At 58.3% G+C, this 19,633-nt stretch carries 13 protein-coding genes; all 13 read left to right on the top strand.

Annotated features, from left to right (window positions below):
• Positions 1 to 64: 64 nt before the first annotated feature.
• The 13 genes from Poly21_RS23165 to Poly21_RS23105 all read left to right on the top strand — a co-directional run bounded on the left by Poly21_RS23165 (position 65) and on the right by Poly21_RS23105 (position 19,613).
• The gene (locus Poly21_RS23165; RefSeq protein WP_146409382.1) at positions 65 to 670 is read left to right on the top strand and encodes a sigma-70 family RNA polymerase sigma factor; all 606 of its coding nucleotides are present in this window, start codon (positions 65 to 67) and stop codon (positions 668 to 670) included.
• Complete coding sequence (locus Poly21_RS23160) at positions 667 to 1,590, top strand: SMC-Scp complex subunit ScpB (RefSeq protein ID WP_146409381.1); 924 nt, start codon at positions 667 to 669, stop codon at positions 1,588 to 1,590. The genes Poly21_RS23165 and Poly21_RS23160 overlap by 4 nt, the downstream gene beginning before the upstream one ends.
• A gap of 208 nt (positions 1,591 to 1,798) precedes the next feature.
• A complete protein-coding gene (locus Poly21_RS23155; RefSeq protein ID WP_146409380.1) occupies positions 1,799 to 3,313 on the top strand; it encodes a DUF1553 domain-containing protein in 1,515 nt (504 codons plus the stop codon).
• A complete protein-coding gene (locus Poly21_RS23150; RefSeq protein WP_146409379.1) occupies positions 3,304 to 4,614 on the top strand; it encodes a DUF1501 domain-containing protein in 1,311 nt (436 codons plus the stop codon). The genes Poly21_RS23155 and Poly21_RS23150 overlap by 10 nt, the downstream gene beginning before the upstream one ends.
• Positions 4,611 to 6,197, top strand: coding sequence for a CREC-EF hand family protein (locus tag Poly21_RS23145; RefSeq protein WP_146409378.1), 1,587 nt, complete (start codon positions 4,611 to 4,613; stop codon positions 6,195 to 6,197). Before Poly21_RS23150 ends, Poly21_RS23145 begins: the two co-directional genes overlap by 4 nt.
• Positions 6,194 to 7,240 (top strand): AAA family ATPase, encoded by a 1,047-nt coding sequence (locus Poly21_RS23140; RefSeq protein ID WP_146409377.1) that lies wholly within the window; start codon positions 6,194 to 6,196, stop codon positions 7,238 to 7,240. The genes Poly21_RS23145 and Poly21_RS23140 overlap by 4 nt, the downstream gene beginning before the upstream one ends.
• Positions 7,241 to 7,313: 73 nt before the next feature.
• Positions 7,314 to 8,219 carry a DUF58 domain-containing protein gene (locus tag Poly21_RS23135; protein ID WP_146409376.1) on the top strand — a complete coding sequence of 302 codons (906 nt, stop codon included), beginning with the start codon at positions 7,314 to 7,316 and terminating at the stop codon, positions 8,217 to 8,219.
• Positions 8,220 to 8,222: 3 nt separating this feature from the next.
• Positions 8,223 to 10,283, top strand: a complete 2,061-nt coding sequence (locus Poly21_RS23130; protein ID WP_146409375.1) for a BatA domain-containing protein — start codon at positions 8,223 to 8,225, stop codon at positions 10,281 to 10,283.
• A gap of 148 nt (positions 10,284 to 10,431) precedes the next feature.
• Positions 10,432 to 13,914, top strand: coding sequence for a DUF4175 family protein (locus Poly21_RS23125; protein WP_146409374.1), 3,483 nt, complete (start codon positions 10,432 to 10,434; stop codon positions 13,912 to 13,914).
• Positions 13,911 to 16,433, top strand: coding sequence for a hypothetical protein (locus Poly21_RS23120; RefSeq protein WP_146409373.1), 2,523 nt, complete (start codon positions 13,911 to 13,913; stop codon positions 16,431 to 16,433). The genes Poly21_RS23125 and Poly21_RS23120 overlap by 4 nt, the downstream gene beginning before the upstream one ends.
• A gap of 20 nt (positions 16,434 to 16,453) precedes the next feature.
• A complete protein-coding gene (locus tag Poly21_RS23115; protein ID WP_146409372.1) occupies positions 16,454 to 16,837 on the top strand; it encodes a BlaI/MecI/CopY family transcriptional regulator in 384 nt (127 codons plus the stop codon).
• Positions 16,834 to 18,567, top strand: a complete 1,734-nt coding sequence (locus Poly21_RS23110) for a M56 family metallopeptidase (RefSeq protein ID WP_146409371.1) — start codon at positions 16,834 to 16,836, stop codon at positions 18,565 to 18,567. The genes Poly21_RS23115 and Poly21_RS23110 overlap by 4 nt, the downstream gene beginning before the upstream one ends.
• Positions 18,564 to 19,613, top strand: a complete 1,050-nt coding sequence (locus Poly21_RS23105; RefSeq protein ID WP_146409370.1) for a hypothetical protein — start codon at positions 18,564 to 18,566, stop codon at positions 19,611 to 19,613. The genes Poly21_RS23110 and Poly21_RS23105 overlap by 4 nt, the downstream gene beginning before the upstream one ends.
• Positions 19,614 to 19,633: the final 20 nt, after the last annotated feature.

The following is a 19,633-nucleotide window of genomic DNA, read 5'->3' as shown; positions in this document are numbered from 1 at the left end:
GATAGAGGGGTGCCGCCTGGACCTCGTCCAGACTGCTCAAATCGTTGCTTTTTTGAGTCTTATCATGTCATCTGACGCCACCTCCAATCCCCCGCCATCGCTGTCTGACCCCGAGTGGATTGGCCGTTACGAGCCGTATCTGCGAATGCTGGCTCGGACCCACATGCGGGCCGCGTACCGAGCCAAGATCGGCGACTCCGACATTGTCCAACAGACGATGCTCAACGCCGTCGGTGCCATCGATCAGTTTCGCGGCGGTACCGAGGCCGAACTGCGAGCGTGGCTGCGTCAAATACTCGTACGGCAAATCTGCCATCTTGACCGCGATTTGCACCGCGAAAAACGCGATGTCCGCCGCGAGCGGTCGATGGAACAGAAACTCGCCCAGTCATCGATGCGGCTGGAGGGACTCTTAGCGGCCGATCAAGCCACGCCGAGCCAGGTGGCAGTCGTCGGCGAGAATGTCACCGCTCTTGCCGCGGCCGTAGAACGACTGCCTGAAGGCCAACGCCAAGCGATCGAACTGCACTACCTCGAAGGTCTGAAATTAGCCGAGGTGGCCGAGGTACTCGACAAAACCACCGGCGCTGTCGCAGGCCTACTGCACCGCGGCATGAAACAATTGCGTGCCGACTGGACCGCGTCTCAGTTCCGAGGCGATGCCACATGAGCAATCCAACCGGTGACGAGAATGCAGCCGATCCCGATGCCGTGGCAGGCGAGGAACGCGAGCCATTCGAACATGAGGAACTCGACCCTGACGCGGATTTCGACGACGACGAGGATGCGTTCTCACTTGAGGAACTCGGGGCGGCCTATCAACACCTTGTCGGTGACGGCGAATCCAATGAGCACGGCGTTGGACTGGAGATCGGCGAAGTGCTCCAGCGTGAACACTTGGTTGCAGCTCAAACTAACAGCCGTCAAAACACCGATGACGCACCCGACGATGACGCCCCAGACACAGACGAGGCCTGGCAGGCGGACGTCGCCGAGCAGCCAGCAGAAGAGATTGCCGCGTCACCCGAGGCGATCATCGAAGCGGCGCTGTTCGTGGGCAACCCCAATGGCAATGGGATCACCGCAGCACGCCTGGCGTCGATCATGCGAGGCATGACCCCCGAGGAAGTAATCGAAACCCTCGATCGCCTCCAAGCCTCTTATCGCGAACACCGCCAAGGCATCCGAATCGCCGAGGACGAATCGGGATATCGCCTCGTCGTTGCACCGGAGGTTGAATCGATCCGCCACGTGTTCACAGGCAAGGTTCGCGAGACCAAACTCGCCCAACCCGCGATCGAGGTGCTCGCCATGGTCGCCTACCAACCGGGCATCACCGCCGTCGAATGCACCGACAAACGCGGTCGTGATAGCGGACCTTTGCTAAACCAAATGGTTCGCCGCCGGCTAATTGAGATGAAACGTGAACCAGTCGCTGCGCCAGACAGCTCCACAGACGCAAACTCGGCCTCGAGTAAGAAGAAGCCGAAACTGGTGTCCAGATTTTACCCCGCCGAACGCCTGCTCGTGCTCCTCGGATTGGACTCACTTGACGATCTACCTCAGGTCGAAGAAGGACACCTCCAATAGAACATTGCCCCTAGGTCGCAAAGCGACGACACGCGTCACGCCTCCTTTTTTAACGGTATCATGACAACCGACACCTTTGCGGAATCGCTTGTCGTCTCGGCGAGGTCAGCGCCGCTCAGGAATCTCGACACGAAAGCTTGACTTACTTAGACACAATGTCTATATTGGCCATCGTGATGAGTTGATCCCTGTGACAGGAGAGCGAAGCATGCGATCGTTGGCAGTCCTTCTACTGGTCGTCTTGAGCGGTGTGCTCGGCTCCTCGCGACTGGCCCAGGCTGACTCACGGGGCGAGGATTTAGCGGCCTGGCTTGATCAACGCGGCCAGGAATTGTTTGGTCCGCTCCCCACACGATGTGACGACCTGACGTTTGCGCGGCGAGTCTATCTGGATGTATTGGGGCGGGTACCGAGTGTCTCGGAGCTACGGGATTTTGAGGCGTTGGGCGATCGGCGTCGGCACACGTTGATCGATCAATTGGTCTTTGGCGAAGGAACCCGGGCGGAGGTCTATCAGCGACTCGCGGCTGCCAATCTTGCTCGTCAGTGGCGCCGTGTCCTGCTGCCGCCGGGAACGACGGTGAACGGTGCGCCGGAGACGCTCGAACTCTGGTTGCAAGACGCCTTCGCTCGAAAGGTACCGTTTGACGAAATGATGCGACGGCTGACCAGTGCGGACACGTCCGGCTATTACCAATTACTGGGGAGTCTGCCGGAGAATTATGCCGCTCACATCTCACGGGTCGCCCTCGGCGTGCGGATGGAATGTGCCCAGTGTCACGACCATCCGTTCGTGGATTGGAAGCAATCTGATTTCTGGGGTCTGGCTGCGTTCTATGGTGACATGCCTCGCGTGGGAGACGTTGCGAACGCTTCGCGGCAAGCGAAGACGCCTGGATCGATATGGTATGAAGGGACTGAATATGCTGCCAAGTTCCTCTGGGATCCAGCCGCGATCGAGAAACCTGAACGAGCAGCGCGAACGCGGTTTGCCGCCTGGCTGACATCGGCAGCGAATCCGAACTTTTCGGCAACGGCGGTCAATCGTTTTTGGCAGCTCTTGGTGGGCCGTGGGTTATTCCCTGATGTCGAAAACCTCGATTTGGCCATGCCAGACGAACGTGAAGTGCTGGACGAGTTCGGTCAGCGGTTCGCCGCAACCGGTTTCAGCGTGGATCAGTTGACGGCAGCCATATGCAAATCGGCGTGGTACCAAGCTGAGAGTGCGGCGAGTGAAGTCGCACCTACGTCACAGAGGTTCACACGGACATTGAAAGTGATCAGTCCCGAGCAGGTATTCGACTCTCTCGAACAGTCTCTGATCTTACCTGTCAGTCGGATCGATCCTGCCTCGTCGCGGTGGTCCGGCGATCGCCTGCAATTAGTCAGCCGACTGAGCGAAACAACCGGCACGACTCCTGAAGACTATGCCGCTGGTATTCCGCAAGCGCTGATGCTGATGAACGGCAAAATGACCAGTGACGCGATCAGCTCGGAGCGTAGCCGGTTGCTCCGCGCCGTGCTCGACTCACCTTTCTTCAATCAGCAGGATCGCATCAAAACATTGTATTTAGCGGTGTTGACGCGGGAGCCGTCCGCGGCGGAGCTCTCATCGCTGAGCGACTATTTGGAAACACAGTCCACTGAGACGGCCCGGGAGCACGCCTATGGCGAGATTCTCTGGGCCTTGTTAAACAGCCCGGAGTTTGTGCTATGTCGATAAGGTTTCAGTTCGATCATTATTCACGCCGCGACATCATGCGAATCGCCGCGGCGTCGTTGGCGGGGACGAGTTGCTCGGGATGGCTGCCAAGATTGGCTCACGCTGCTGCCGGCAAACGACCTCCCAAAGCATGCATTCTGCTCTGGATGTCGGGTGGGCCTAGCCAACTGGAGACACTCGATCCGAAGCCGGGGCATCGTAACGGCGGGCCGACCAAGGCCATTGCGACTGCGGTACCGGGCATCTCACTGAGCGACAATCTGCCTCTGCTCGCGAAACAGATGCGGGACGTCGCTCTGATTCGATCGATGAAAACGCGCGAAGGCGACCACGGCCGGGCCACCCAACTGATGCAGACCGGTTACCGACCGATGGGCGGTGGGACCGAATATCCCGTTCTCGGCTCGTTGGTTGCCCAGCGAAATGCGCCCCATGACTCACCGTTGCCCGGCTTCGTGTCGATCGCACCTTTCCGGTTTGGAAATTTAGGGAGCGGTTTTTTGGGACCGCGTTACTCACCGCTGCTGGTTTCCGGCGCGAGCAACAACCCGACCACACGTGCGAATTTGACTGTGGAAAACCTTGAACCGGTCGGCATCCCACGAGACGGATTGGACAATCGCCAGCAATTGCTCCAATTGATGCGTGCGGGCATGGCTGGGGAATCGGCATCGGCGCTCAAGCACGCTGCCGTCTACGACCAAGCGATGCGGATGGTGGAAACCCGGGGCGAAGGCGCTTTCAACTTAGACGAAGAGCCTGCCGAACTGCGTGATGCGTATGGCCGCAGTCGGTTCGGGCAAGGCTGTTTGCTGGCTCGGCGGTTGGTCGAACGGGGAGTGCCCTTTGTCGAGGTCTCGCTCGATGCCACCGGTGACGCCAGCTGGGACTCACACCTAAACAATTTCCGGGCGGTGACATCCATGTGCGGCACGCTCGATCCGGCGTGGTCAACACTGCTCACCGACTTGCGTCAGCGCGGGTTGCTGGAATCGACCCTGGTCGTGTGGATGGGCGAGTTTGGGCGCACCCCCAAGATCAACCCGAATAGCGGACGCGACCATTTCCCCGATGCCTGGAGCGTCGCTCTGGCGGGTGCCTCGATCGCGGGCGGGCAGGTGATTGGTGAGACAACCGCGGATGCGATGGAGGTCAAGGATCGTCCTGTCAGTGCCGCAGATCTATTTGCCACAGTGCTGGAATCAATCGGTATCTCATCATCATCGAGTAATTCATTGGGCGATCGGCCGATCCCGATTGTCGATGAAGGAGGCACCCCGATCAAGGAGCTCGTGGGATGATGCGATATCCGCGGCGACTTTCCGTGATGTTCCTGACGATCGTCTGCTCGTCAACCGTGCAAGCCGAGGATGCAGGCCGACACGACATGCTGTTGTTGTTACCCGGTGGTCCCGTACATCTGCGTGTCCAGATCATGGACGATGCCAAGACATTGGAACAAACCCGCGCGGACTATTTGACTCGCTTGGTCGCGTCGCTGGACACGGACCAGGATGGAAAACTCAGTCGCACTGAAACTCAAAAGCATCCGTTGTTCGTCAGCGGACGAAGATTTGAAGGCAACAAGTTCCTCGACTCCTTACGCTCGAGTCGCCCATACACAACTCAAGACCTCGAACTGGCGGTCGATCGCGCCGCGGGACAGCTGGTAACCTACCGCCAAAATAATGCGCTCGCCGACCAAGACCTGAGTGTCTTTCGCGTACTCGACCGAGACGAGTCAGGATTGATCGACCGCGTTGAAATGCAGTTGTCCCCCGCGCGAATCGCCGAGCGTGACAGCGATTTTGATCAATGCGTGACGTTCGACGAATTCTTGACCACCGCACCGACGACCATGCAAGGTGCTCTCGTTAGCCCTCTCCTTGACGAACCCCCTGGGGCGGTGCACTCCGAGATGCTTCGCGATGCCACCGAGCCGATTCTGGCCGCCCGCTTGGTTCGCCGGTACGACACCGATCGCGATGCCCACCTCACCGCTGACGAATTGGGCTGGAAGGCAGAGCGGCTCGAGTCGCTCGACGTGGACCAGGACGGCAAGCTGAGCATGCAAGAGATGAGTCGGCTCGCGACCGCTGAACCCGACATGTCTTTGACGGTCGACTTGCATCAATCCTCCAGCGACGCCATGCAGCTCGTCTCAGCCCATGCAGCTGATGTGGAAGTAGCGAGATCCGATTTGATCCGCCTGCAACGCGGCGGCTTGTCGCTCAGCGTCAGTTACCGGCATCGAGACCCCATGGCCGAAGCCAACGCCAACGCAGCAGACACGTTCAACGCGATCGATGTTGATGCCAACGGATACCTCGACCGCGACGAAATCGCCGAACACCAGCGTTTCGCTCGCTACCTCTTCGACGCGATGGATCAAGACGACGACGACCGAGTGTTTGCCGAGGAGATGATGTCGTATGTCAAGCAGTACACCGAACCCGCATCGACAACGTGCCAGGTGACATTGCTCGACAATGGCAATGGTTTTTTTCAGATTCTCGATACCAACGCCGACGGTCGCATCTCAATTCGCGAGCTGCGACAATGTGAAACTCAATTACTGAACGTCGCTGGGAACGAATCTGCGATCAATCCGTCGCGATTGACCAAGTCATACCGGATTGAAATTCAACGTGGGGGCGTGGGGCTGTTCGGACGCGTTGACCGGCCCACGATGGATACGCCTGAGGCATTCCTGAAACCGCCGAGTGGTCCGATTTGGTTCCAACGGATGGACCGCAATGGAGACGGCGACTTGACCTGGGACGAGTTTCTCGGCCCGCGAGATGTGTTTCATCAAACCGATGCCGATCACGACGATTTAATTGACGAAGCCGAAGCCACTCAAGCCACGAAGGATGCAACATGAGCACCACGATGAACTCGACCGTCAACCATGACAAGCAACTGCTCGAGGAGGTCGAAAAACTTCGTGAAGCGCGACGGCAACTGCGTGAGGAGGTCGCCAAAGTCATCGTCGGCCAACAGGATGTTGTCGACCTACTGTTGCTCGCACTGCTCTGTCGAGGTCACGTTTTACTGCACGGTGTCCCGGGACTGGGTAAGACCCTGATGGCCCGGACGCTGTCGCAAACCTTGGATCTGAAATTCAAACGAGTTCAGTTCACGCCCGACCTGATGCCATCGGACATCACCGGTACCGACGTGATGGAGGAATTAGAGAGCGGTGGGTATCGACTCAAATTTGTCCCCGGCCCGATCTTTACCAATTTCTTACTCGCCGACGAGATCAACCGCACGCCTCCCAAAACCCAAGCCGCGCTGCTGCAGGCGATGCAGGAAAGGGAGGTGAGTATCGGCAATACGACCTATTCGCTTGATCCACCGTTCTTCGTTGTCGCGACGCAGAACCCAATTGAGATGGAGGGCACCTACCCCTTGCCAGAGGCCCAGGTTGACCGCTTCATGTTCAACATCCGCGTGGGATATCCCACGGTCCAGGAGGAGGCCGAAATCATCCGAGGGACGACGGGTACCGACATCTCATCACCCGCCGCAGTGCTGGAGTCGGCCGACCTTTTGAAACTTCAGGGGATCGTCCGGAGTGTGCCGGTGGCGGACGATGTGGTCATGTACGCGGCCCGATTGGTCAACGCCAGCCGACCGGTGAAAAACTCTGGCGACTCCCAGTCGCGTGTCGACATGGTTAGCAAGTATGTCACCTATGGGGCGAGTCCCCGAGCGGGGCAATCGCTGATCCTCGCAGGGAAAGCTCGCGCCGTGCTCGAAGGCCGCTATCACGTCGACTTCGAAGACGTCCGGGCGCTGGCGCATCCCGTCCTACGGCACCGGTTGGTGCTGAATTTTCACGGCCGGGCCGACAATGTGGATTCAGATGACGTGGTCGATGCGCTGCTAGAGAATGTCAAAGACGAAGTAGCGGGTCGATGATCCGCTGCCTTGAAGTCGTCATGAACATTTAACCAGAACGAAAACTCGATACGTGGCAAGCACGCTTAGCTCCATGAAATCCTCTCCGCAAACAACGGCACCGAACTGGCTGCGGCCCGATGAACTGGCACGACTCAGTTCGTTGGAATTGCGCGCGCGGGGTGTGGTGGAAGGTTTTCTGCAGGGTCTCCACCGCAGTCCATTCGTGGGCTACAGCGTCGAGTTCTCGTCACATCGTCGCTATGGTCCCGGCGACGATTTGCGGCACGTCAATTGGAAAGTATTCGCCCGTCAACGCAAGCTGTACGTCAAAGAATTCGATGCCGAGACCAATTTAAATCTGTACCTGCTCGTCGATGCCAGTCGTTCGATGCAGTGCAAAATTGATGGAGCGATGACCAAGTATGAATATGCCGCCACACTCGCTGCCGCGATGGCATTCCTGGCGCTGAAACAACGCGATGCTGTGGCCTTGGGTTTGATGGACGATGGCGTCCGACAGTATCTCGATCCGTCGGTCAAACCAGGACGTTGGGAGGACTGCCTGAGGATGCTGGCGCAGACGCCCGAGCGTCCCGTCACGGAACTCGCCAAGTCGCTCGAGCAGGCCGCTGCGGTTGCCCGCCATCGAGGCATCGTGATTGTGTTGAGCGACATGGTCGACGACGTCGCTGGGATCCAACGCGGACTGCAGCAATTGCGGCATCGCGGCCATGAGGTTGTTTTGTTTCATATCCTCGATCCGTTCGAGCGTTATCTCGCCAAACAGGGTCGTGTGCGGGTGCTAGATATGGAAGGGAGCGCCGACGTGACAACGGATGTGGAGAGCATCCGCGGCGATTACCTCCACCGGATCGAGCAGTGGTGCGATGAGCTGGAGGACGTATGCCGACACCAGGGCGTCGATCGCTTGGAGCTGACCACGGACCAGCCGCCAACAGGTGCCTTGGTCGACTACCTAGTGAGGCGGACTCGATAGCCCATGAACTTCATCCAAACGGGATTCTTGATCGGCTCGGCCACCGTTGCCATTCCACTGATCATCCATCTATTGAATCGTTGGCAGGTACGACGCGTTGAGCTCGGAACGATGCGATTCCTGAACGAAGTCATTCGCGATGGCGCGCAGCGTCGACGGATCCGTCGCTGGCTGCTGCTGCTGACGCGGATGGCGTTGGTGGCCCTCCTGGCATGCTTATTCGCACGACCGTTTCTGCCTGGAAGATCCCAGCGTGATGGCGACCACTTGCAGATTGTTCTCATTGATCGCTCGGCGAGTATGGGAATGCCTGGCAATAGTGGCCGCGTGATTGACGATGCTCTGACCGCGGCTGCCGATGGCGTTGCCGAATATGGCGAGGGAGCCACGGTGTTGTGGGCTTGGTTTGATGGCCAGGTCGAGCCATTGCCTGCGTCAACGACGCGGCCGACAGTCCCGCGTGCTCTCGACGGCGATACCAATTACCAGGCCGCAGTCGAGTGGGCTCGGGACCGGATCGGAGCCTTCCCAGAATCACTGGCGGAGGTCATGATCGTCACCGACCTCCAGCAGAGCGGCCTCGCCATGGCTCCATCGGCTAGCGAGTCGCTGGGGTTTTCTGACAACGTTCCTGTTCGCATTGTCGATGTCGGTCGGGCTGCGGCAAACAATTTGGCGATTACCCAGTTTGCACCGCTCCAAACGCGGTTGGACACCAAAACAGCCAGTCGCTTCGGCGCCACATTGTTTAATTTTGGCAACCTCCCTCAAGAAGAGGTGCCGATGGTGGTGTCAGCATCCAATGGCACTCGTCAGGTCCGCTTGAAAAAGTCGATCAGTGTGCCCAGCGGCCAAGCCGAAGATGTTCAATTTGATTTAGGAAACTTGGATGCAGGATTGTGGCAGGTCACCGCCTCGATCGACGTGGCCGATGACTTGGCCGCCGACAATCGCCGATTGACCGCCGTACAAGTCGCCCAACCGCTGAACTTGCTGGTCATCGATGGAGGGGCCGCCGAGGACGGTTCAAACTCCGCGAGTTACTACTTGGCCGCTGCGCTCGGCCGGCAATCGAGCCCACCATCGAGCATTGAGGGAGACGCTGCCCGTGAATCCGCTCCACCGAGTCGCTTTGCGGTCGAGGTGCTGTTCTTAGAAGATCAATCAATGTCGAGCTTGGACGGGCACCAGTATCCGCTGGTAGTGGTCTCCGACGCTGGGGCCCTATCGGCCCAGTTGATCGCGGACCTGGAATCGTACGTCAGTGGAGGTGGTCGACTGTTGGTATTCGCTGGCGACGCTGTCGACACCGCGACGCTGGACGCATGGAATCAATCTAAGTTGGTGCCCGGCACGCTGCGGCTACCGCAGCCCAGCGGCGTGACCCCATTCCGCATCAAGACCCTAGCAACTCGCACCGAGATGCTATCACCCTTTGCGGATCCTCAGCACGGCGACTTGACTCGGTTGGCATTTCGAAAGCTACTCCCTGTCAGCGTCGCGGATCAAACCAAAGTCCTGGCGAGATTTGATGGTGATCGACCTGCGATGACCCGACAACCTGTCGGACAAGGGAGTGTCGTGTGGTTTCTGTCCAGTGCCGATTCAAGTTGGAGTAACTGGACGACCAATCCGTTGTATCTACCGCTGGTACAACAGATGGCGGGCGACCTTTTGAATCTCACCGGAGAGGGCCCCATTCGATTTCGTCGCATCGGGGAGCCACTCGATTTTGAACGACCTTCCCGGTTGGTAGTAACCCAGGCGGCCCTCAATCCAGCGTCACCACCAATCGCGGAACCTGTTTTTGAACATGCCGGTTTCGAGCAACAGCCCCACGCGCTGTACGTCATCAATGGATCGTCGCGTGAATCGGATCCAACGCGTATGGAAGCGTCCGCGTTGGCAAACCACTTTGGTCTCAACCTTGCTGATGCCACGAATCGACCTCAGAGCCAATCGGTCGCAACGCGAAAACCAAATGAGTTGTGGCCATGGCTGGCTGCTGCCGCCTGTGTGTTATTGATTGGCGAATTCGCGCTCGCAAATCGAACGGTGTCATGATGGTCAGCAGTGATATCCCCCTGCATCGAAAGTCCACTCGTAGCGAATCTCACCAAGAGGTTCGGCAGTGCTTCGTTCGACATCGAAAACACGACAGTCTTGATGACTTCCTTTATTCTGAGCTCCCTCCTATGCAACGGAAGTCCTCATGAGTACCTCTCCGGTTTCTATCCCTCCAGTCTCCTGGGAAGTCGCTGAGCGTTTTCACTCCCTGCGGCGACGTTACTTTGCTGTCGACACCGCCATTGCAACCGTCTTGGCTGGGATCATGATCGGCTGTCTCTGGCTGCTGCTGGCTGCGGGCGACTATGTTTGGGAGTGGTCCCAGCGAGTACGCATGATTGGACTCGCCGGGGGAGGTCTCGTGATTTTTGCATGGTGGATCCGCCGCCTGATAGCTGGGTTTATCGGCACGCGTGAACGTCCTTTTGCCAACCGGCTCGAACACGTCTTCGGTGACTTTGGACAGCGCATTCGAACCGTACTCGATACCGTCGAGGGTCGCGTTCAAGGACCGCAAGCCATGCTAGCGGCCCTGGGGCATCAAACCCTCGGCCGCTGGGAAACCCTCACACCCACCACGCTGATCCCATCGAGAGCCTTGGTGATCGGTGGCTGCGGTCTGCTGTTCGTGTCGATGGCGGCTGTGTGTACGTTCTTTGCCAGTAACCAATGGCGAACAGCCTTGTTGCGCTCGCTCGGGATGAATCTTCCTTATACGACGATGACGGTTAGTCCAGAAGATACGCGTGTGCTCGAAGGCAGTGACGTCAGCGTGTCCTTGGAACTACAGGGGCGGCTCGATCGCGATGTGGTTCTGCGATATCGAGATGTGCCGGTAGTAGACGCTCCAGTTGCCGCCGAGACCGATAGTCAATCCGAGTCCGAATCGGCTTGGGTGGAAACAGAGCTGTCACCCACGGAATCCAGACCGGAGCTGTTCCAACTCAACTTGGGCAAGACGAATCGTGCAATTGAATATCAGTTTCTGACCAGTATCGGTGATACGCGCGTCTATCGCATCGATGTTCAACCACTCATCGAGGCCCAGCACATCGAAGTTACGGTGCAACCTCCCGCATATACGCAATTGGAGCAGCGAAAGTTTGGGACTGCAGATGTCGCCGTCTTGCAATCTTCCGATGTGCAAGTCGTCATTGAAACCAATCACCCACTCGGTCGAGCCCAGCTCGAGATCGGCCCCAAGGCTTCTCGATTGCAAAGTGTGTCAATTGCTGCAGGTGACGATCCCACACTCTGGACGTTTTCCCTGCCGAGCGACGATTCATTGGTATGGAGATTCTCAGGTGATGGTCGAGATGAAACGCCAATGAAGCCCGTAACAGGAAGGGTGCGTGTTCGCCAAGACGCGGCACCGCGAATTGCCTGGCGTGATCCTTACGACGAAATCCGCGTCCAGCCCTTGGCAGAGTTGCCGATGCGAGCGCAGATTGCTGACGACTATGGCGTGACGTCGGCGGGGATCGTATTTCAGATCGGCGACAACGATGAGTATGTCTTGACCGATTGGGACGTGTCGACACAAGACTCTAGAGAGGCTGCCCTCACGACTCGTTTGCGATTGGAAGAGATCCTGCCGCTGGAATCCTTCGCCTTATCAGAGCGAGACTACATCAGCTACTACGCGTTCGCCGTTGATAATCGAGACCCGCATCCGCAGCGTGCTGAGAGCGATATTCGCTACATCGACATTCGCCCGCTGCGCCAATTTTTCGGAGAGATAGAACTTGAGCCGGGAACGGGCGGCGGTCGCATTCTCGTCCAGTTAGACGAACTGATTCGGCGGCAGCGTTTTCTGATCAATCGAACGCGACGAATGGGGGGTCGGTCCAGCATCGACTTGGCGTCGCAACTCGGCACGCTCGATCGAATGGTCTCCAGTCAGAGTGAGCTGGCTGGATTAACGCGGTTCCTCACTGAGTTCCTCGTGTCACGGGGCAACGACGATGTGGAGGCTCTCAATCAGGCCGAGTCGGCGATGCTGCAAGCGGCCGACTCACTCGCGGCGGCGAGCTTTGATCTCGCCCTCGCACAGGAGGAAGACGCGCTCCGCTCACTCGCCGAAGCACGACGAACTCTGGAGATCTTTTTCATTAAAAACCCCACTGCCGCACAGCAACGTGCAATGCAGCAGTTCTCGCGTCAGATGCAACAGAAGCTTCGCCGAGAGCGAAGTGCGACTGAGCAGGAATTGGCCGACGAACTCGAACAGATCGCCGCGGCCCAGTCCCAACTGGGTCAACAGGCGCAGCGGATGACATCCCCTCCAACCGGAAAGGGATCAGCAGGCCAGATGACGAGTTCCAACGCCACCGCAACCGATGGCAGCGGACTAGGCCAGACTTCCGGTAATCCATCCGCTGCACCAACCTCAGGCGAGTCACAGACAGCAAGTGACGAAACGATACCGACCGATCAATCGGATGCCGAGCAAGCCTCACCAGCCGATAACGAGAGTAGCACCGCAGCCAACGAGGCGATGGAGAACGGCGGGGTTGACCAACTCAGCCAACAAGAACGTCGCGATGAATTGTTTGCGGCTGAGCTGGATCTGCTCGAACGTCTGAGTGCAATTGAGGAACGAATTCAAGATCGGCTGACGGACTCGCCGTTACTACGACAACGCATGCAGGACGCGCAAAAAGCACTCGATGGACTGGCACTGTCCGCTCGTGACGGATCACTCGAGTCGTTCGCCACCGATAGTCAGGATGCTACCGATCAACTGCGCGAGATGGGCTTTCAGCTCGATGCCATCGCGGCCCCCGAACCGGTGAATCGAGTCTCGGCGCTACGTGACATGACAACGTCACTTGCCAACATGGAACCGGAACTTGCCGATCAGCGTCGGGAGTTGAGCGAAGACACCCAACGGCTCGGTCGTCAGCTCCAACGACGTGCCGAGACGATCGAAGACGTGTTGAAGGCGCCCATCAGTGCGGGCGATGTCGAAGGCAGTGAGGTTAGCGACTACCTCGCCGAATTCATCGAGGAGAACGGCTTCCTCGAACAACTTGATGCGACCCAATCGGCCGCGCAGGAGGTACTGCAGGATACGCCTGGCGGTAAATCGCTCATAGACGATGAGGGCTACGAGCGAGCTCGTGCGTACGCTGACGCGGCTCTGCAACTTGATACGTTGTATCGCCAACTGGTCGAGCCCCGATTGGCGCGACTCAAGGCAATTGAAAAACGTGCTAACGCACTCGCCCAAGCACTGGGCAAGGGTGGAAAGGCTGCTGAGCAAACGCCCGAAGCCAAGGCGGAAGCGGGCGTCCTGGAACGAGAACTGGAGCAAGAAGGGATGAGCGAACTGGCCGAAACGTTAGCAGGTAAACCGCCCGGCGGTGGAAGTAGCGATGTCACCGATCCGGAGCCCGGTGACGGATCTGGGGCCGGCCGGTTTTCAGTTGCTGACCAGCATACGCTCGCTGGGAGGGCAAATACGGTGGTGCGCGAACTGCGGCGTAGAATCCAGGAAATGATTTTATTGGAAGTCTCCACGGATCGCGATGCGCCCGTTCCGGTGCAGTATCGGAGCGCCGTCGATCAATACTTTCGCGCCATCTCGGACGACAACGGAGAGATGACAGGAACCCTGACGCCATGAGTGACTGCATGCTATTGAACCGGTTGATACCGGCCGACGTCTCTCTGACTTGGCTGCCCGCATGGCAGATCCAAGGGTTCATCGCGATCGGTATAGCGTGTTTGTTGATGTGGGCCTGCGTGCGGTATTTTTGGGGAGCATCGCAGGTGCATCGGCACTGGGGATTGTGGGCTCTCCGCGCCGCGGCCGTGGTGATACTGGTGTTGATTCTGTTCGGGCCCACCATCATCGATGAACGCAGCGGTGCGATCATGCGGCCGAGCATGCTGTACCTATTCGATGGCTCGCAGAGCATGCAGCTCGGACAAGACGAAACTCGCTGGGAAGAGAGTTTACGGTTCCTGACCGAAGCACAATCCACTGCCGGTGCGCTGCAGACTGGGGACGAGCAAGCATTCCGTTTCGGACATCGCTTGGAACCGCTAGCGAAACCTAATGACAATACCCAAAGTTCGCCTGAATCCCTCACGCTGACATCGAATTCGGCGACCGCCGGCGAAGTGGGCTCGATCGCACCGCCAGATGCTTCCGATTCGCGTTTGGGCGAAGCACTCCGTCAGCTATTGCCGCAGGTCAACGAACGTCAAACGGCAGGCGTCGTTATGTTCTCCGATGGACGAGTACGGGGAACCGAATCGGTCGAACGTTTAGCCGAGCTGTTCGCCGCGGCGCGAGTTCCACTGCATGTCGTCCCCGTGGGGCGGGCCAGTGGGAATGGCGATATCGCGGTGGTCTCGTTGGTGGTCCCAGCTCGCGTCCGCAAGTACACCGAAAATGAGCTGCAGGTGTTCTTGCGCAGTTACGGTTTCACACAACAGCAGACGACTGTGCGGATTATCAGCCGCAGCAAAATCTCGGACCTTGACTCGGCGACGTTGGCGACTGTACCGATCACCCTCAGTGGCGGCGCCCAATCCGTTTCACTGAAGTTTCGTGTTGATGAGCATCCCGAAGACCTAGTCGTAGTCGTCGACCCGCTCGAAGGTGAAGTCACCGAGCGAAACAATCGTGTGGAAACCCATGTCGACATTGACCGCACTAAGGTTCGTGTACTGTATGTTGAAAATGCCGCAACAGCGACTCGATCGACCCCCAGTTTTCTGAACCAAATCCTATCCTTTGGAGGCTCCGCGTCGACGCCTGCGGAGGCGGACATCGTGACGGTTCAAAATGCATTGCAGTCTGATGAAGATGTCGAATGCGTCGTCCTCACGAGCACGGGAGGCAGCGCCCCTCGCGGGCTCCGAGACAGCACGTCGAATTCAGAGCTAGTCGGGTTTCCGAAAACTCGCGCGGAGCTATTCGCATATGACTGCGTCGTGTTCAGCGACGTCAGTCCCAGCGTCCTGGATGAAGAGCAGGTCAGTTGGTTGGCACAGTGGATCGAGGGCCGCGGCGGTGGTTTGATTGTCGCCGGTGGGGACGCCCTGATACTCGCGGATTGGTCTGATTCCCCCTTGCTGCCGTTGCTACCGACGAATCTACTGGATCGCCCGCGCAGCTACCCGCAGCCGCGAGAAGTGGATGTCACGATGCCGCAACATCCGATCTGGCGGTTGCGTTGGGAGCAGGCGTCCAACGACCAGCTCCTGGGAGCATTGCCGTCCCTGGCGGAAAGCGGTGCAGTCGCCAGTGCCAAATCAACCGCCGATGTCTTGGCAAAAAATCGCGACGATGGAACACCAACGATAGTCGCCCATCGTGTCGGCCGCGGGCGCGTCTTGGTGTCGACGGCCTCCCTCGGGGGCACCGCCTTGACGGACTTGAGCGAGCGTTGGGGACCGCAGCCAGAACGCGTTGCAAGCAAGTTCTGGCGAAATCTCGTCTACTGGGTAACCGAGGGGTCCTCGACCGGCCGTAGGCGACTGGTGGCCCATTCCGACAAGCGTTTCTATCGCCCAGGGGAACCGTTGTCGATCCTGGCGATGGCGTACGATGAGGGTGCCCGGCGGACGAACAAGTACTCCGTGTGGGCCATGTTCGAACCAGCGTCCTTAGAGGATCTATCGCTCTACTCGCCATTGCTATGGCCCGACAATGTCGTACGCGACAGTGGCGAAGTGAGTCCGAAGCTGGCGTGGGGTGAAGAGCTGATGCTCGATACTGACCGCACCGAGGAAGGGTATCGTCTCGATTTGCTGCTCAGCGAAAGTGGGGGAGTCGGCGATGGCGGTTTACGAATCGAAATGACGGCTTACGAAGGAACCGGCTCCCAAAACGCCTTCGACCATGGGACGCAAGTTGATAGTACCTCGCTGGCGATTCAAATCTTGAGCGATCCCTTCGAACTGCAAAACCCACTGCCCAATCACGAGTTGATGGCGAGACTGGCATCGCTCTCCGGTGGCGACGTCTTAAACCAGCCACGACAACTAGCACAATTACTGAAAGACCGTAAAGTGACCTCGGGACCGCCCCATCGCGATCTCACTCCGGCGTGGAGTCGATGGTGGTTGTGGTTGACTTTACTCGGGTTGCTGACCGCAGAGTGGGTTTGGCGTAAGGCAATTGGACTATGAGCATTGAGGCAAATTGATAAATGGTAAAAACCACCAAAGAACCCACCGCTGCGGAGCTGGCGATTCTGGAGCAACTGTGGGAACATGGCCCGTCAAGTGTGAAGACCCTTTCGCAATCTTTGTACGGTGCCTCCACACCATCGGATATTGCGACCGTGCAAAAACTCCTGTCGCGTCTGGAAGCGAAAAAGCATGTGGAACGGGATCGGAACGAGTGGCCACATCTTTTTCATGCCGTCGTCGCACGTGAAGAGTTAATTAACCAGCGATTGCAAACGACTGCCGACGAGCTGTGCGATGGAACGATGTCGTCGCTATTGAACCACTTGGTCGGTTCGAAAAAATTCACCTCGACCCAGCGCGACCATCTTCGCAAACTACTCGATGAGTTAGACGCCCAATGATGTTCGCCGCGCAGACGATTGTTAGCAATGTTTTGATTGCTTCACTGATCGGCGGGCTCGCGTGGAGCGTGGGTCGCTCAGGTCGGCGAGCGGTTCTGGCGCACCTGCTATGGGTCGCCTTTCTGATCAAACTGATCACTCCACCCCTGCTGCAATTGCGGATTCTGCCCAGTCAGGCGGGCCCGGCGATGGACATGGATTGGTGGATTGGTCTGGGCGTTCTCTGGCTGGCAGGATTCGCCTTCTTCGTCGCGCGTGGCCTGGTCCGTTCGATACGTTTTCATCTGCTGATCAAGCGAGAAGGAACTTCCGATCCGGAAGCCACTGCGTTCGTCGCCTCGCTGTTGGCCGACAGTCGACGAGCGAGTGCCCCCGAAGTCGTACGACTGCCGCTGCGTCTATCCCCCATGTTGTTCGGCTTCGCGCTGCGTCCTGTCATCGTCTGTCCGGAGTCGCTATGGGCCATTTTGTCAGATCCCGAGCGGCACGCATTCTTGGCACACGAAACCGCTCACTACCATCGCCACGATCATTGGGTTCGCTGGCTGGAATGGTTGGTCGGGTGCATCTATTGGTGGTTCCCAGGTGTCCATCTCGCTCATCGCCAACTCGAGCGGCATGAGGAAGCTTGTTGTGATGCCTGGGCGGTCGCACGACTGAACTCAACGCCGCGTCAATACGCCGAAGCGCTGTTGCGGGTGGTCGATTTTATCAGCGAACACTCGATCGGAATGCCGCGACTCGCCAACGGTATGCGTCCAACCGATTCGCTGGAAGAACGCATCCGGTTACTGATGTGCGCAAGAGGGCTCGAGCATGCCACCGCGCCGCTGAACATGGCCGTGGGAATTGGATGTGTGGCTCTGATGCTGGTCCATCCTGCTGAGCGACGGATCCGAACCTTTCGCGTCGACTCGCTCGCGACGCACCAGCTTGGTGCCGACACGTTGGAACCATCGATCGCCAGCTCGGCGTCAGGAAGCCAGTCGTTGATGATCGTGCCAGAACCCTTGCCGGGAACGCCACGTGGATTTTGGAACCAACCACCGCCGCGCCGCTGGGCGAACATTCCTCTTAGCCTGCCGGGTGCTCATTTGGTCGCCGATGTCGATCATGGCATCCGCGTCGATGGCGGTCGCTACCCCACGATTTCGTTCTCAAACTCAGACGTGTCTGCAATCGCAGAAATACCGTCGACACAGCGGGTCGTGATCGGCACCGCCGCAGGCAATCTTCGCCTATGGGATCTAACTGCGGGCATGCCAGTCTCGCTGATTGGCAAGCATGCCAGCGGGGTCACAAGCGTGGCCTACCATCCGACCCATGGATTGGTCTCTGGCGATTCATCGGGGACCGTCAACCGCTGGGATCTGCAGTCCGGACAGATTCTGGCCAGCTGGTCTGGTTCAGATTCCGGCGTTCAATCAATCCGCTATGCCGCTGACGGCAAAACGATGATGATTCTTTCAGGCGGATGGCGTCACTGTGGAACCGAGCAAACCGCTCGTCTTGTCGACAGTCGATCGCTCGCGCTCATCCAATCGTGGCCCGTCCACGGTCCAGCGGCAGTCGTGCTCGAACGGCCCGAGTGCGGTTGGGTGGCAGTCGATTGGTCGGGGCACGTCCGCCGACTGGAAACCGAAACGCTCGCGGCCATGCTGTCCAAAGACGACGTTTCGTCCCTGGTTTTGTCCCAGGACACTCATCCCAACGCCGAGGTTCTACCGTGATGTTTTCTCGCTCGATTTTCCTAGCCTGTTGCCTGGCGAGCGTATCGGGCTATACCGATGCGACGGCGACGGTCGATGGCTTAGCTGCCGACGCAGCGTCCGCGGTCGCAGATTCGGCCAAGCCATCGTGGTTGCTCGTCGTCTGTGGACTGCCGGGAGACGATGCTCACCGCGAACGCCTGAGTGGCGCGGTCGAACAAATCATGTCGGCAGCGACATCCGTGTTACAGGTTCCTGCGGAAAACGTGACAGCCCTGGTCGGTGACGAAGCGATGCAGGAAACACTGCAACCGACGCTTGATCGAACGCTGGAAATCTGCACTCGCGAATCTCTTCAAGACGCGGTCACCACGCTTTGCGAAACCGTCCCAGCCAATGCGGATTGCTGGATAATCCTGCTCGGCCACGCCGATCTGTACGCTGGAAAGAGTCGCTTCAACGTCCAAGGTCCGGATTTAGACCAGACAGACATGGCGGCTTGGCTACAACCGCTACAGGCGAAACGCCAAATCGTTTTAGTCACCATGCCCGTCAGCGGCTTTTGGTTGAAACCTCTCGCTGGCGCAAATCGGATCGTAGTGAGCGCAACCGAAGCCGATCAGGAATACACGGGCACGGAGATGCCCTACGCTCTGGCGGATGTGCTGACTGGCCGTGGCGAGCATGAGAAATTGAGGGATGCCGACGGTGATGGCGAATTCTCGCTGTTTGATTTATACGTCATCGTGAATCTCGAAATTCACGGACGTTTTAAATCGCTCGAACGACTACAGACCGAACATGCGCAATTGGAGGACAACGGTGACGGTCGCGGTAGTGAAGTCCAATCACCTTACATTCCCGCCGATCCAGTGGAGACCGAAGAGGTAGCCGCGGACGACCAGCCCGACGATGAAGACGTCACCCAGGAAGTGGTGCCGGTCGATGGCGAACAAGTCCTTCCCACCGAGCCCAAGTCGCTGACCGCCCCCAAACCAATCACGAATGAATCCATGGACGGCTACCGGGCTCGCCAGGTCCTCCTGGATGAACCTGCCGACCAGTAACGCGTCCACTATCCTTCCAA

Source organism: Allorhodopirellula heiligendammensis, assembly GCF_007860105.1.
GTDB classification, from domain to species: domain Bacteria; phylum Planctomycetota; class Planctomycetia; order Pirellulales; family Pirellulaceae; genus Rhodopirellula; species Rhodopirellula heiligendammensis.
Note: the sequence above shows the minus strand (reverse complement) of the source record. Positions and strands in the feature narration are given on the sequence as shown.